We start from the raw sequence: 13,955 nt of genomic DNA on the forward strand, positions 1-13,955 counted from the left end.
GATCGGTTCGCGGGCAGCATGGCGAGAAATTCAGCTGATTGCCCCGGCGGCACTGTTCGGGTTCGGACTGCTCGGTCTATTTGGGCTTGATCTGGGTCGCCTTCCAGTCCGCCACGGTGCTGAATGCCGGCACCGAAAGCGAATCCTTGTCGATTTTCGTTGTCGGCACATAGCCCGGAGGCATGTTCGGCACTTCCAGTCCGGCCTCGGCGATAAGATAGGGCGACACCCGCCGGCTGGTACATAGGCCGCCATTGCCGTCACTGACCAGCCGCGTTTCGAATTCGATACCCTGCTGGTTGCCGCTGGATCGCGTAACCGTCGCCACTGCGAGCTGTCCGTCACCAAAGTCGATCACGAATTTGGTCCCGACCGGCACATTGTACAGACCGTCGACCAGCGCGCCGGTAACCGACAGGTTGCGAACGACGATGGAATAAACGTGATTTTCATGGATCATCCGCACCTTGCGGTACATGGACAGGCGGTCGTTGCGATGATGCCGCGGACCTGAAGGCTCAATCCTCCAGCTTCCGCCCTCCAGATTCTCGATCAACGTCGCCTGGTTCACCGCTCTGCTGCAGATATGGCCCTGGACATGACTGACGTTCAGCTTGCTTATCAGATCGAATTCGTCGAGCGTTTCGATGCCCTCGGCCGTTGTGTCCAGTCCGAGCGCTTCCGCCAGCGCGACAATGGCCGCAATGATAGCGCCATTGCGCGATCCCGGCTCGGTGGCGCCGCGAACGAAATTCTGATCGATCTTGATTTTGTCGAACGGGGCTGCCTGCAAATAGCTCAGGGACGAATAGCCGGTTCCGAAATCATCCAGAACCAGGCGCACTTGCCTGGTTTTGAGAGCCTCGAACATGGCAGTGGTTTCATTGGTTTCGGCCAGAAACACGCCTTCCGTGATCTCCAGCTCGAGCCTTTCGGCAGCCAGGCCAGATGCGCCAAGCGCTGCGTCGATAATCGCGGGAAAACGGTTATTGGCGAACTGGCTGGCCGAAACATTCACTGACACTCTGGCTTTTCCAGGCCATTTGGCTGCATCTTCACAGGCCCTGTGGATGGCCCATTCCCCCAGTTGCCAGATAAGATTGGCATCTTCGGCAATGGGAATGAACAGAGACGGAGAAATCTGCCCCCGTTCCCCATGGTTCCAACGCATTAACGCTTCGAACCCCTCAACGATATTGGTCTTGGTGTTGACGATCGGCTGATAGACGAGTTCGAGCTCGTCCTTGGCAACCGCATCCCGTAAATCGTCTTCCAGCACGCGCCTGTCTTCCGCGGACTGTTGCAGTTCCTTGGAATAGAAACGGAACCGTCCGCGTCCATTGCCCTTCGCCTCATAGAGCGCCAGATCAGCGCTTTTCACGATATCATCGCTCGACAGCCCGTCAAACGGGGCAACAGAGACACCGACTGATGCCCCGATGATGCACCGGTGACCGTCGACCGAATAAGGCTGGGAAAGGCTGTCAATGATCTTGCTGGCGAGATCCCCGAGAGTTCCCCGGTCATCACAATCCGGCAACATGATCTGGAATTCGTCACCCCCCAGCCGGCAGACTTCGCCGCTGTCACCGACGATTTTGAGAAGCCGCTCCGCCACCTGTTTCAGCAAAGCATCTCCCGCCGGGTGACCCAATGTATCGTTGATCTGTTTGAAACGGTCGAGATCGACCAGCATCACGGCGCAGGTCCGTTTCTGTATCCGGTAAGCCGCAAGCGTGGCCTCGAGCTTTTTCGCCATGCTGGCCCGGTTCGGCAAGCCGGTGAGCGAATCGAACATCGCCAGCCGGGACGTGTCCTCAGAAGCCCTGCGCTGCGCGGTTACATCCTTGCCACTACCGCGGAAGCCCAGAAATTTACCGGAATTGTCAAAATGGGGTCTGCCGGAAATCGATAGCCAGCATTCCTCGACCGAATTGCCGGCCTGCACTTCGAGACCGCTGAACTGCATTTTCTTTGTAAAAATGAACGGCAGGGATCGGGCACTGGCATCATTGTCGATCGGCTTCAGAAACAGGGATGCGATGGGCTTGCCGAGCAGATCCGTCGATTTTCCGCCCAGTTCTTCGGCAATGGATGCCGTTATATAGGTGAGATTTCCCGCCGCGTCCGTCGACCAGAACCAGCCTTGCCTGCTTTCCTCAAAATTTTGCAGGAGGGCAAGCGCTTCAGATGCCTTGATATTGCAGGTCTCTGCCGGCGTCTGCATCCCGATCCGGGAACCGATCTTGTCGAGAAAACGACGAGAGCCGGGACGAACCGCTGTTGCGTCCTGACTTTCCTTGCCAATGGATGTTTCGACGCCCATTCGTGATTTCTTCTCGCTTAACTATTGCATCGACGATTTTAAGCGGAAGGTGTTGCATAATGGTAAATGCTTGCATCTGCCGACGCTGGACCACAATATTCGGCCCGGATTCCGATCCTTTTCCAGCGCCATTTTGCACTGTGACAGAGGGAATTTCATGCTGCCGTCTGCCGTCGTATCAGCGCCGCAGGCACCGGATTCATCACAAGACCGTAGAAACATTCGATCGGCTCCGGCCTTCCGATACCAAAGCCCTGAACCATCGAACAGCCTTCGTGCCGCAGGGCGGCGAGTTGCTCTTCGGTTTCAACGCCCTCTGCGACGACGGGCAGATTGAGCCCTTTCCCGAGCCCGATGATCGCCTGCACGATCGTTAGCGATTGCGGGTTATCCGTCATATCCTGGATGAACGATCGGTCTATCTTGACCTTGTCGAATGCGAACATCTGCAGATAGCTCAGCGAGGAATAGCCGGTGCCAAAGTCATCCATCGCGATCTTGACGCCAAGCTTCTGCAACTGATTGAGCGTCTCCATCGCCTTGCGCGTATCACGGATCAGGAAGTTTTCCGTAATCTCCAGTTCCAGCCGGGTCGGATCAAAGGCATATTTCTCCAGCACATCGCTGACCACGCTCAACAGATTGTCGTTCTGGAACTGCGCGGGCGACAGGTTTACGGCGACCCGCAGCGGCCTGTCCCAGCGTGCCGCCTCGCTGATTGCCATATCGAGAATGCGCGCACCCAGTTCAACTATCAGGCCGCTTTCCTCGGCGACCGCGATGAAGGTCTCCGGCTTTACCGCACCCCGTTCAGGATGGTTCCAGCGGGCGAGCGCTTCGAAACTCTCGATCTGGCCGGTCGCCAGCGAAGCGAGCGGCTGGAAATGAATTTTGATCTGATCGGCGGCCATCGCGGCGCGGAGATCCTTTTCCAATTCCCGCCGGTCGGTAACCGCCGCATCCATCAGCGGATCGAAGAAGCAGAATTTTCCGCGTCCGGTTGCCTTGGCGCGGGAAAGCGCTCGGTCGGCACTCTGGCAGAGGCTTTCGAAATCGTCGCCGTCCCTGTTGCTCATGGACAAGCCGATGCTGACTCCGATATGGATTTTCTCGCCCTCAATGGAGAAGGGGTCGGAGAAGGCCTCGATCAGGGCGCGAGCAAAACGGGCTGCCCGATGGTTCGAGTTGCGGCCCGGGATGATAACTAGAAATTCGTCGGCACCCATCCGCCCGGCAGCAGCGCGGCTCGGCAGCAACTCGACAATGCGACCGGCGATCTGCGACAAAAGTTCATCACCGATCGGATGCCCGTACAGGTCGTTGACCACCTTGAAGCGGTCCAGATCGATCACCAGCACCGCGGTAGGTTCCTTTACCGGTCCGTTCCACAATTCCTCGAAATCACGGGCGATTCCGGCCCGGTTGCGCAAACCGGTAAGAGAATCGTGCAAGGCCAGATGGGCAATTTTCTGCTTGGCCAGATGGCGCACCGTGATGTCATCGGTGATCCCGAGAATGAAGGATGACCGGTCCACCCCGTCGACAAGAACGCGCTTCGTCCGGATTCGATGCATTTTTCCATCCGCGCCCTCGAAATCATTTTCGAAAACCGATATTTTTCCGGTCTTGACCACCCGGTCCTCACGCCGGCGATAGGCCTTGCCGCGGTCGGGGAAAATCTGGCGATCGGTATATCCGATGACCTCTTCACGGCGCCGACCAGTCATTTCCTCGGCCGCGCGGTTGAACATCTCGTAAACACGAGTCTCGGCATTTTTGACGAACAGCATCGACGGCAGATTCTCGACCACGGCGTTGAGAAATGTCTCGGACCGCTGCCTTTCGATTTCAAGTCGCTTGCGCCGGGAAATATCCCGGACGACCGCGACAAAGCCCTTTTTCTGATCGACATCCGCAGAATTCCAGCGCGCCATCGACAGTTCCGCCGGAAATTCTTCTCCGCACCGCCGCCTGGCGCAAACTTCGACCGGCTGGTCAGCCAGCGCGCGCTCTTTGCCAGCTGCAACATTGGTCTGCTCGATATCGATCATTGGATGATCAACCTCGGAGAGCAGCGAACGGAGCGGCTGTCCGCTCAAGTGAGCGGAAGAACAGCCAAAAATATGTTCGGCTGCCGGATTGCAATAGGTGATGTTTCCGGCTGCATCGGACAATATGATCGCATCATTGAGCGTGTCGTTCACCAGTTTCGAGATCCTGCCGATTTCGCGCAGCTGACGCGCCTCCAGCAGTTCGACAACCTGCTGTCCCAGCCTGAGCAGCATATCCCGCTCTTTCTGGCCGAGCGGTTCCCGCGGCTGATAGTCTATCAGGCACAGGGTCCCGACCGCAAACCCGCCACCGACCACTAGCGGCGCAGCGGCATAATATCGTATCTTCGGATCGCCGACGACGATCGGATTTTCGCGGAAACGGGGATCCAGCGTGGCATCGGGAACCTCGAATATTTCATTTTGCCCGATGGCATAGTTGCAGAAGGAATTTTCGCGCGCCGATTCCCGGGCATCGAAACCCGTGCTCGCCTTGAACCATTGCCTCTCCTTGTCGACCAGGGAGATCAGGACGGTCGGGACGTTGAAAGTGCCGGCAGTGATTTCCACCAGGCCGTCAAAAAGCCGTTCCGGCCGGGTATCGAGGATTGCCAAATTATAAAGTTCCTGGAGGCGCGCCTGTTCGTCCATTTAGTCAATACTCCAACAAATTGGGCAAACGAATAAAAAATCCTTGCAGTGCATGGGGTTGACAACGTTAAGATGACGTAAATTATTGTAAAACTAAGAAGCTGTCTCCGTTTGCTCGGATGGCCGGCGTCGCCAAGACCTGTTCGCACCGCTATCCGGATATGCTAGGCGATGCTGGAAACGCGGGGGAAACTGGCTTTGAAAGCCGGTCGGAAAACCACCCTTGCAATCCCCCGCCAATTCCGCCATAGGCGCCGCTTCCGCTTGATTGGGCCTGACCCGGACAGCGGAAAAAGAAGAAAGCCGGAGGGGCGTGTCTGCATGGTGCGGCGTCAGCGATCGGCGGTAAATGAAGGAATGACTGCATGCCAATGTATGAGCATGTCTTCCTCGCACGACAGGATCTGAGCCAGTCTCAGGTCGATGCTCTTGCGCAGGAAGCCACCAAAATTGTTGAATCGAATGAAGGCAAGGTCGTTCTGACCGAAACCTGGGGCCTGCGTACGCTCGCCTACAAGATCCAGAAGAACCGCAAGGCCCATTATGTCATGCTGCGTCTTGACGCACCAGGCAGCGTTGTTCTGGAGCTCGAACGCCAGACCCGGATCAACGAAGATATCATCCGTTTCCTCACCATCCGCGTTGACGAGCATGAAGAAGGCCCGTCCGTGATGATGCGCAAACCCGAACGCGACCGCGAACGCAAACCGCGCCGCGACGACAATTAAGCCAGAGAAGGAGTTAAAACATGGGACGTCCATTTTTCCGTCGCCGCAAAAGCTGCCCCTTTTCCGGCAAAAACGCAAAGCCCATCGACTATAAAGACGTGAAGACGCTGCAGGGATTCATTTCCGAACGCGGCAAGATCGTACCAAGTCGTATCACCGCAGTTTCCGCCAAGAAGCAGCGCGAGCTTTCCAAAGCTATCAAACGCGCCCGCCATCTCGGCCTCCTGCCTTACCTCGTGAAATAGGAGCGAAACGATGGATATTATTTTGCTCGAACGCGTAGAAAATCTGGGAAGCATCGGTGACATCGTCACCGTGAAAAACGGCTATGCCCGCAATTTTCTGCTCCCCAACAAAAAGGCGTTGCGCGCCAACGAAGCCAACAAAAAGGTTTTCGAAGCCAATCGCCAGCAGATCGAAGCTGACAATGAAGCGAAGCGCAAGGAAGCCGAAGCGGCATCCGGCGGCATCGACGGCAAGCAGATCGTTTTGATCCGTGCATCGTCTGCCAGCGGCCAGCTTTACGGCTCCGTTTCGGTTCGCGACATCGTCGAAGCCCTGACCGCTGACGGTGCCGTGGTCGAGAAGAGCATGGTCATTCTCGAGAAGCCGATCAAGACGCTCGGTGTTTTCGATGTCCGCATTCGTCTCCACCCGGAAGTCAGCGTCACGATCCAGGCCAATGTCGCTCGCTCTGACGACGAAGCCGATCTACAGAAAGACGGCATCGACGTCATCGCGCAGATGTTCGAAGAAGAGCAGGCCGAACTGGCTGCTGCTGCACTTTCGCCCGATAGCGAAGACGACGGCGAAGAAGCTGTCGCAGCCGATGGAGAGGCAAACGCCGCTCCGGACGCTGAAGACACAGTTGCAGAGGACGATTCCGAAACCAAGGAATAGTCTTTTCCCGCCTTTATTCGGAAAGCCCGGATCCGGCCCGTCGCTAGATGGTCGCCAGATCCGGGCTTTTTCTTTGCCGGCTGTGCCGGGCCGCGAGACGCGCGAGCAGCACGAAGACATTCTGGCCATCGCGGCGGCCCGGCATTAGCTCACGGCCAATATCTCATATTTTTTGGACAGCCGGAGCTGACAGCAGGGCCGCGGATCGCCCCCCCCCGGCTCAATAGCCCATCAGACTCATGACTTCCTCACGGCTGCGCGCGTCCTCGAGGAAGCAACCCAGCAGACGGCTGGTGGTCATCGAGACACCCGGCGTGCGCACGCCCCGTGCGGTCATGCAGCTGTGGCTGGCTTCAATCACGACAGCGACACCGTCGGGTTTCAGATTTTCCCAGATACATTCGGCGACTTCAGCGGTCAGCCGTTCCTGCACCTGCAGTCGCCGCGCGAATCCGTGGAGTACGCGGGCGAGCTTGGAGATGCCGACGACCTTGTCGGTCGGCATATAGGCGATGCTCGCCTTGCCGATGATCGGCGCCATATGATGTTCGCAATGGGAGTGGAACGGGATGTCTTTCAGCAGCACCAGCTCGTCATAGCCGCCGACCTCCTCGAACGTCCGCGCAAGATGCATGGCGGGGTTCTCGGCATAGCCCTCGCAATATTCCTTCCAGGCCCGCGCCACGCGCTTGGGCGTGTCAATCAGGCCCTCGCGCTCCGGGTCCTCGCCGGACCAGCGCAACAGCGTGCGCACCGCTTCCTGGACCTCTTCGGGTACCGGGATTTTCTGGGCTTCGCGCTCGGCAAGAGCGTCTTCGATAGAAAGGGAATGGTCGGCCAAATCAGGTCCTTCGGTTCAACTATTTTGATGCCGACGAACTACGCCAGCAGCGCCCCGTGCGCAAGTGCACCTTGGGGCATGATCCGGCAGAAAGGAAGGTGGTGCGCCCAGAGAGATTCGAACTCCCGACCCCTTGATTCGTAGTCAAGTACTCTATCCAGCTGAGCTATGGGCGCTAACCAGATGGTGCAGATAGGGGGTGAATAACCCGCTGGCAACCCATAATTTGCCCTTCTGCCCAACATTCTGAACATTCCTGACGCATCCGTGCTCCGCACCGGATCCGGAGCCCTGGAGGCAAGAGATATCTGCCTGGCAAGCGGCTCCGCATCAAGTGCGGAGCTCATCATGTCATTTCTGCGACAGGGCCGCCTGCGCCGCGGCCAGCCGTGCGATCGGCACCCGGTACGGCGACGCGCTGACATAATCCAGCCCGGTCTTCTCGCAGAAAGCGATCGAAGCCGGATCACCGCCATGCTCACCGCAGATGCCGAGCTTGATCGCGGAGCGCGTTGCCCTGCCCCGTTCGGCCGCAATTTCGATCAGCTGGCCGACGCCCTCGATATCGAGACTGACAAACGGATCGCGCGGAAAAATGCCCTTGTCGACATATTGGGTCAGGAAGCGGCCCGCATCGTCGCGGGAAACACCCAGCGTGGTCTGGGTAAGATCATTGGTACCGAAGCTGAAAAACTGGCCATGTTCGGCGATTTCACCGGCCATCAACGCCGCGCGCGGCAGCTCGATCATCGTACCGACGAGATATTCGATCTCGCGGCCCTTTTCGGCAAAGACTTCCTTGGCCATGCGATCGACGACATCCTTCATCAGTTCCAGCTCGCGCGCAGTGGCGACGAGCGGGATCATGACTTCGGGGATCGGCGCTTCGCCGCTGGCTTCGGCGACTTCGCAAGCCGCCTCAAAGATCGCCCGCGCCTGCATTTCGTAGATTTCGGGATAGGTGACGCCAAGACGGCAGCCACGGTGGCCGAGCATCGGGTTGAACTCGTGCAGTTCGCTCGCCCGCTGCTTCAGCGTCTCGACGCCGACGTCGGCGGCTTTCGCCACTTCCTCGAACTCCGACTGGTGGTGCGGAAGAAACTCGTGCAGCGGCGGATCGAGCAGGCGGATGGTCACCGGCAGGCCGACCATGACCTCGAATATCTGGCGGAAGTCGTCGCGCTGTTCGGGCAGCAGTTTCGCCAGCGCCGCGCGGCGGCCCTTTTCGTCGGGCGCCAGAATCATCTGGCGAACCGAAGTGATCCGCGCCGCGTCGAAGAACATATGTTCCGTGCGGCACAGGCCGATGCCCTCGGCGCCGAAGTCGCGGGCGACCTGACAATCGAGCGGGGTTTCCGCATTGGTGCGGACGCCAAGACGGCGGACCTTGTCGGCCCAGACCATCAAGACGCCAAAATCGCCGACCAGTTCGGGCTGGATCGTATCGACACGACCGGCCATGACCTGGCCATTGCTGCCGTCGATGGTCAGCAGATCGCCTTCCTTGAGCTCGCGGTCGCCGACCTTCATGATCTTGGTTTCATTGTTGATCGAAACCGTGCCAGCGCCCGAAACACAGGGTCTTCCCATGCCTCTGGCGACCACGGCGGCATGTGACGTCATGCCGCCACGCGCGGTCAATATGCCCTTGGCCGCGTGCATGCCGTGAATATCTTCGGGCGATGTTTCCACCCGCACCAATATGACATCGTCGCCCATTTCGGTGCGCCGTTCGGCGGTGTCGCTGTCGAATACGATCAGGCCGCTGGCCGCGCCGGGAGAGGCCGGAAGACCGGTGGTCAGCACATCGCGGGTGGCTTCGGGGTCGAGCGTCGGGTGGAGCAGCTGGTCGAGCGCCATCGGATCGACGCGCATCACCGCTTCTTCCTCGCTGATCAGGCCGTCATGCGCCATGTCGACCGCGATCTTCAGCGCGGCCTTGGCGGTGCGCTTGCCCGAGCGGGTCTGCAGCATCCACAATTTGCCGCGCTCGACGGTAAATTCGATATCCTGCATGTCGCGATAATGGCGTTCGAGCAGATCGAAGACGTCGGTCAGTTCCTTGTAGGTTTCCGGCATCGCCTCTTCCATCGACAGCGGCTTGGCACCCGCCTGCTCGCGCGCGGCTTTGGAGAGATATTGCGGGGTACGGATACCGGCGACGACATCCTCGCCCTGTGCGTTGATCAGCCATTCGCCATAATAAGCGCTCTCGCCGGTCGCCGGGTTGCGGGTGAAGGCGACGCCGGTCGCGCTGGTTTCGCCCATATTGCCGAAGACCATCGCCTGGACGTTGACCGCGGTGCCCCATTCGCCGGGAATGTCGTTGAGCCGGCGGTAGACCTTGGCCCGCTCGGCCTGCCAGCTGCCGAACACGGCGCTGACCGCGCCCCATAGCTGGTCGTTCACATCCTGCGGGAAAGGCTTGCCCCAGAGCTTCTCGACCAGATCCTTATATTCGGCGACCAGCGCCTTCCAATGCTCAGACTCCATCTCGGTATCAGTGAAGAAGCCATTGTCTTCCTTGATGATTTCAAGCGCTTCTTCAAAAGCATCATGGTCGAGTTCAAGCACCACGTCGGAATACATCTGGATGAAGCGGCGATAGCTGTCCCAGGCGAAGCGTTCGTCACCGGAGGTCTTGGCCAGACCTTCGACGGTGTCATCGTTCAGACCGAGGTTGAGCACGGTGTCCATCATGCCGGGCATCGAGGCACGGGCGCCGGAGCGGACAGAAACCAGCAGCGGATCGGCGGCATCGCCGAAGGACTTGCCGGTTACGGATTCGATATGGGCCACGCCCTGCGCGACCTCGTCCCGGACGCTGTCCGGATATTGGCCGCCCTCGGCATAATAGCGCGTGCACATTTCGGTGGAGATGGTGAAACCGGGAGGAACCGGCAGACCGATATTGGCCATTTCGGCGAGATTGGCACCCTTGCCACCCAGCAGGTTGCGGACTTCTGTCTTGTCAGACGGCGCACCATCTGCATCCATGCCGCCACCGAAACGATATACATATTGGGTCATTCTTGCTTTCAACTCCATATGTTAGCCCCTCTTCTTCAGAGGAAGGGTCGGGGTGGTGCTGTGCCACCAGAATATTCGCGAAGCGGCATCGCACCACTTCCCTCAAATTCCACCCCTATATCCCCTTCTCCGAAGAGCAGGGGCTTTTCGTTCATTTCCTAACCGGAAAAACCTCGCCGTCGAACTTTACAAACTTTACACTGTTATGAATCAAATATCTTCTAACCCTCGATCTGTGAGAAATCAGCGACTTGATGGACGGCATTGCGAAAGCGTGCCAGCAGGGCAAGCCGGGCTTCGCGTTTCGCTTCGTCATCGTCGTTCACGGTCACATCCTCGAAAAACTGGTCAATCGGTCCGCGCAATGCTGCCAGCGCGGCCATTGCTGTTTCAAATTGCTCTGCGGCGATCGCAGCAGTCACTTCCGGCTGCGCCGCATCGAGCGCGTCGATCAGGGCCTTTTCCGCTTTTTCGGGCGTGTAGGAAAGCGGTTTTGCGGACATTTCGTCATCCTGAACTTGTTTCAGGACCTCGGGAGATCCTGAAACAAGTTCAGGATGACGAGTGTCGGATTCAGGATGACGAGTGTTGGATGCACCGCCCGGTGCCTCTTTCTTCAAAATATTCGAAGCCCGCTTGTAACCGGCGAGCAGGTTCACGCCATCCGTAGTTTCCACAAAGGCCTGCAAAGCTTCGGCCCTTATTTTGATACGATCAATGCGAGTGTCAGTTCGCCCATTCCATCTTTCAGAGGCGTCCACGATATCGTGGCGAACACCATTTTCTCGCAACTGAACTTTCAGCCGATCAACATAGAAGTCTGGGATTGAGGTCAAAAGTTTACGACGCGCTAAATCCTCGTCTGTCAGCTCTTTGGTTGGATCATCTTGACCTAACCAGAACTCTACGACCAAATCCGACTGCAAAATCAGGCCGTTCTCAAGTATAATACGAATGATACCCAGAGCTGCTCGCCTTAAAGCGAACGGATCTTTCGAACCTGTGGGATACAATCCAATATCAAAGAATGAAAACAAAGTATCCAGCTTATCCGCCAAACTCACGCAAACAGTCACCGGATCGGTAGGCACTTCGTCGCCCTGCCCGACCGGCTTGTAATGATCTCTGATCGCGTGCGAGACTTCTGCCGGAAGCCCTTCTTTCTCTGCATAATAACCGCCCATCAAGCCTTGCAGCTCGGGGAACTCGCCGACCATTTCGGTGACGAGATCGGCTTTGCAGAGACGTGCGGCCTGCTTGGTCTGTTCCGGGTTGGCACGGAGTAACCCAGTCCCTTCTAAAGACGCCAACCACTCAGCCAGCTTGGCCACACGCTCTACCTTGTCGGCAACCGTTCCCAGTTTCTCGTGGAAAACAATGTTGCTCAATTTCTTCGCATGATCCTCCAGCCTGGTCTTCTGGTCAAGTTCCCAGAAGAATTTGGCGTCGGAGAGCCGTGCAGCGAGGACTTTTTCATTCCCCGCGACAATTGCCTTGCCGCCATCGCTGGCATCGATATTCGCCGTGCAGACGAACGCATTCGTTAGTTTGCCGTCGCCATCTTTCAGCACGAAGTACTTTTGATTCACCCGGGCAGTCAGCTGGATCACCTCTTCCGGCACATCCAGAAAGGATTTATCGAAGTGACCTAAAAGCGGCACAGGCCACTCAGTGAGACCAGCATTTTCGACTACCAAACCTTGATCTTGAACCAGAGTTAGTCCGACCTCGATTGGCGCTCGCTGCGCTCCCTTGAAAACAATATCTTCACGCTCTTCATGGTCAACAATCACGTGGCAGGCGCGGAGTTTATCGGCATAATCACCGGCATTGCCTATGGTGATCATGCCCTGATGATGAAATCTATGTCCGACAGTATCATAGCCTGACGTCAAGCCGTCAATTTCGCAGCACACCAGGTCGTCTCCGAAGATCGCCACGATGCCGCTCAGCGGCCGCACCCAGCGCAGGCTTTCGGTCGACAGGCTGGCTTCGCCCCAGCGCATGGATTTCGGCCAGGGAAAGGCTTTGATGATCGCGGGAATGGCTTCGGCCAGAACGTCTTTGGTATCGCGGCCCGGTTTGTTGATCACCGCGAAATATGTTGGCCGCCCTTTGACGTCGCGCACTTCCAGCTGGTCGCGGGTGACGCCATTTTTGCGGCAGAAACCCTCGACCGCCTGATCGGGTGCCGCTTCCGGTGGCCCCTTGGCTTCCTCGCTGACCGCTTCGGTCTGCTCGGGCAGGTCCCTGGCGATGAGCGCGAGCCGTCTTGGCGTCGAATAGACGGTGATCGCGCCGGCGGTCAGGCCGGCTTCCGCCATTTGCGCGGTAAACAGCCGTTCGAGGTCGACGCGGGCCTTGGCCTGCATGCGAGCGGGAATTTCTTCGGAGAGCAGTTCGAGAAGGAAATCGGTCATGTGTTTCCTCCCTGTGCGTAGCATGGGGAGGGGGACCGCGCGAAGCGTGGTGGAGGGGCCCCTCCGTCAGCCGTTCCGGCTGCCACCTCCCCATTGCTGCGCAACAGGGAGGAAAGAAGTGCTTCCACAACCATCACGCCGCCCACCCGTTTTTCTTCATATAGGCTTCACAACTGCCCTTCGCCAGATCCCGCACCCGGCCCATATAGCTGGCCCGCTCCTGCACGCTGATCACGCCGCGCGCCTGCAGCAGGTTGAACACATGGCTCGCCTTGATCGCCTGCTCATAAGCGGGAATCGGCAATTTCCGGTCGAGACAGTTTTCGCACTCGGCCGCCGCCTTGTTGAACAGGTCGAACAGGCTGTCGGTATTGGCGACTTCAAAATTCCACTCCGACATCTGCTTCTCATTTTCCAGGAAGATATCGCCGTAAGTCATTCCATTACCGTTATAATCCAGATCATAGATGCTATCCACGCCCTGGATATACATGGCCAGCCGTTCCAGCCCGTAGGTCAGTTCGCCGGCCACCGGCTTGCAGTCGAATCCGCCCATTTGCTGAAAATAGGTGAACTGGGTGACTTCCATGCCGTCGCACCAGACTTCCCAGCCGAGGCCCCAGGCACCCAGAGTCGGGCTTTCCCAGTCATCCTCGACGAAGCGGATGTCGTGCAGCATCGGATCGATGCCGATTACCGAAAGACTGTCGAGATAGAGCTGCTGAATATCCGGTGGCGATGGCTTCAGGATCACCTGATATTGGTAATAATGCTGCAGCCGGTTGGGATTTTCGCCATAGCGGCCATCGGTCGGGCGGCGGCAAGGCTGGGCAAAGGCGGCATTCCACGGATCGGGGCCGAGCGCCCGCAAGGTCGTTGCCGTGTGGAACGTCCCTGCGCCCATTTCCATATCATAGGGCTGCAAAATCGCGCAGCCGCGATCACCCCAATATTGATGGAGTTTGAGGATGATCTGCTGGAAGCTGAGCGGCTTCGTATCGGACAAGA

Annotated in this window: 9 protein-coding genes and 1 tRNA gene; 3 read left to right on the forward strand and 7 right to left on the reverse strand. The window is 57.9% G+C overall.

Annotation, left to right across the window (positions count from 1 at the left end; all coding sequences use genetic code 11):
• Nucleotides 1–76: 76 nt before the first annotated feature.
• Together CHN51_RS15870 and CHN51_RS15875 are read right to left on the reverse strand one after the other, a co-directional pair.
• A complete protein-coding gene (locus CHN51_RS15870; RefSeq protein WP_100094889.1) occupies nt 77–2,326 on the reverse strand; it encodes an EAL domain-containing protein in 2,250 nt (749 codons plus the stop codon).
• 155 nt (nt 2,327–2,481) lie between these two features.
• Complete coding sequence (locus CHN51_RS15875; RefSeq protein ID WP_100094890.1) at nt 2,482–5,028, reverse strand: EAL domain-containing protein; 2,547 nt, start codon at nt 5,026–5,028, stop codon at nt 2,482–2,484.
• 365 nt (nt 5,029–5,393) lie between these two features.
• Between CHN51_RS15875 and rpsF the strand changes: the two genes are divergently transcribed.
• Genes rpsF through rplI form a run of 3 tightly spaced genes read left to right on the forward strand, consistent with a single transcriptional unit; the run spans nt 5,394 to nt 6,656 of the window.
• A complete protein-coding gene (gene rpsF, locus CHN51_RS15880; RefSeq protein WP_089132497.1) occupies nt 5,394–5,756 on the forward strand; it encodes a 30S ribosomal protein S6 in 363 nt (120 codons plus the stop codon).
• A gap of 20 nt (nt 5,757–5,776) precedes the next feature.
• Nucleotides 5,777–6,001, forward strand: coding sequence for a 30S ribosomal protein S18 (gene rpsR, locus CHN51_RS15885; RefSeq protein ID WP_089132498.1), 225 nt, complete (start codon nt 5,777–5,779; stop codon nt 5,999–6,001).
• Nucleotides 6,002–6,011: 10 nt separating this feature from the next.
• Nucleotides 6,012–6,656, forward strand: a complete 645-nt coding sequence (gene rplI / locus CHN51_RS15890) for a 50S ribosomal protein L9 (RefSeq protein WP_100094891.1) — start codon at nt 6,012–6,014, stop codon at nt 6,654–6,656.
• Between the two features lie 220 nt (nt 6,657–6,876).
• Here the strand turns inward: rplI and folE are convergent, their stop codons facing one another.
• The 5 genes from folE to CHN51_RS15915 all read right to left on the reverse strand — a co-directional run bounded on the left by folE (nt 6,877) and on the right by CHN51_RS15915 (nt 13,953).
• A complete protein-coding gene (folE, locus tag CHN51_RS15895; RefSeq protein ID WP_240616772.1) occupies nt 6,877–7,497 on the reverse strand; it encodes a GTP cyclohydrolase I FolE in 621 nt (206 codons plus the stop codon).
• Between the two features lie 99 nt (nt 7,498–7,596).
• Nucleotides 7,597–7,673 (reverse strand) — tRNA-Arg (locus tag CHN51_RS15900).
• Nucleotides 7,674–7,848: 175 nt separating this feature from the next.
• Nucleotides 7,849–10,527: a pyruvate, phosphate dikinase gene (ppdK, locus tag CHN51_RS15905; RefSeq protein ID WP_240616773.1), complete on the reverse strand. Its 2,679-nt coding sequence runs from the start codon at nt 10,525–10,527 to the stop codon at nt 7,849–7,851.
• A 221-nt stretch (nt 10,528–10,748) separates the two neighbouring features.
• Nucleotides 10,749–12,947, reverse strand: coding sequence for a glycine--tRNA ligase subunit beta (gene glyS, locus CHN51_RS15910; RefSeq protein WP_100094893.1), 2,199 nt, complete (start codon nt 12,945–12,947; stop codon nt 10,749–10,751).
• Nucleotides 12,948–13,080: 133 nt separating this feature from the next.
• Nucleotides 13,081–13,953 carry a glycine--tRNA ligase subunit alpha gene (locus CHN51_RS15915; RefSeq protein WP_240616774.1) on the reverse strand — a complete coding sequence of 291 codons (873 nt, stop codon included), beginning with the start codon at nt 13,951–13,953 and terminating at the stop codon, nt 13,081–13,083.
• Nucleotides 13,954–13,955 lie beyond the last annotated feature (2 nt).

It is taken from the genome of Sphingorhabdus sp. YGSMI21 (assembly GCF_002776575.1).
Taxonomy (GTDB): Bacteria; Pseudomonadota; Alphaproteobacteria; order Sphingomonadales; family Sphingomonadaceae; genus Parasphingorhabdus.

Bases quoted from the DNA above. Each gene is read 5' to 3' on its own strand.
- CHN51_RS15870 (WP_100094889.1), bottom strand. From the start codon at position 2,326: ATGGGCGTCGAAACATCCATTGGCAAGGAAAGTCAGGACGCAACAGCG.
- CHN51_RS15875 (WP_100094890.1), bottom strand. From the start codon at position 5,028: ATGGACGAACAGGCGCGCCTCCAGGAACTTTATAATTTGGCAATCCTC.
- rpsF (WP_089132497.1), top strand. From the start codon at position 5,394: ATGCCAATGTATGAGCATGTCTTCCTCGCACGACAGGATCTGAGCCAG.
- rpsR (WP_089132498.1), top strand. From the start codon at position 5,777: ATGGGACGTCCATTTTTCCGTCGCCGCAAAAGCTGCCCCTTTTCCGGC.
- rplI (WP_100094891.1), top strand. From the start codon at position 6,012: ATGGATATTATTTTGCTCGAACGCGTAGAAAATCTGGGAAGCATCGGT.
- ppdK (WP_240616773.1), bottom strand. From the start codon at position 10,527: ATGACCCAATATGTATATCGTTTCGGTGGCGGCATGGATGCAGATGGT.
- glyS (WP_100094893.1), bottom strand. From the start codon at position 12,947: ATGACCGATTTCCTTCTCGAACTGCTCTCCGAAGAAATTCCCGCTCGC.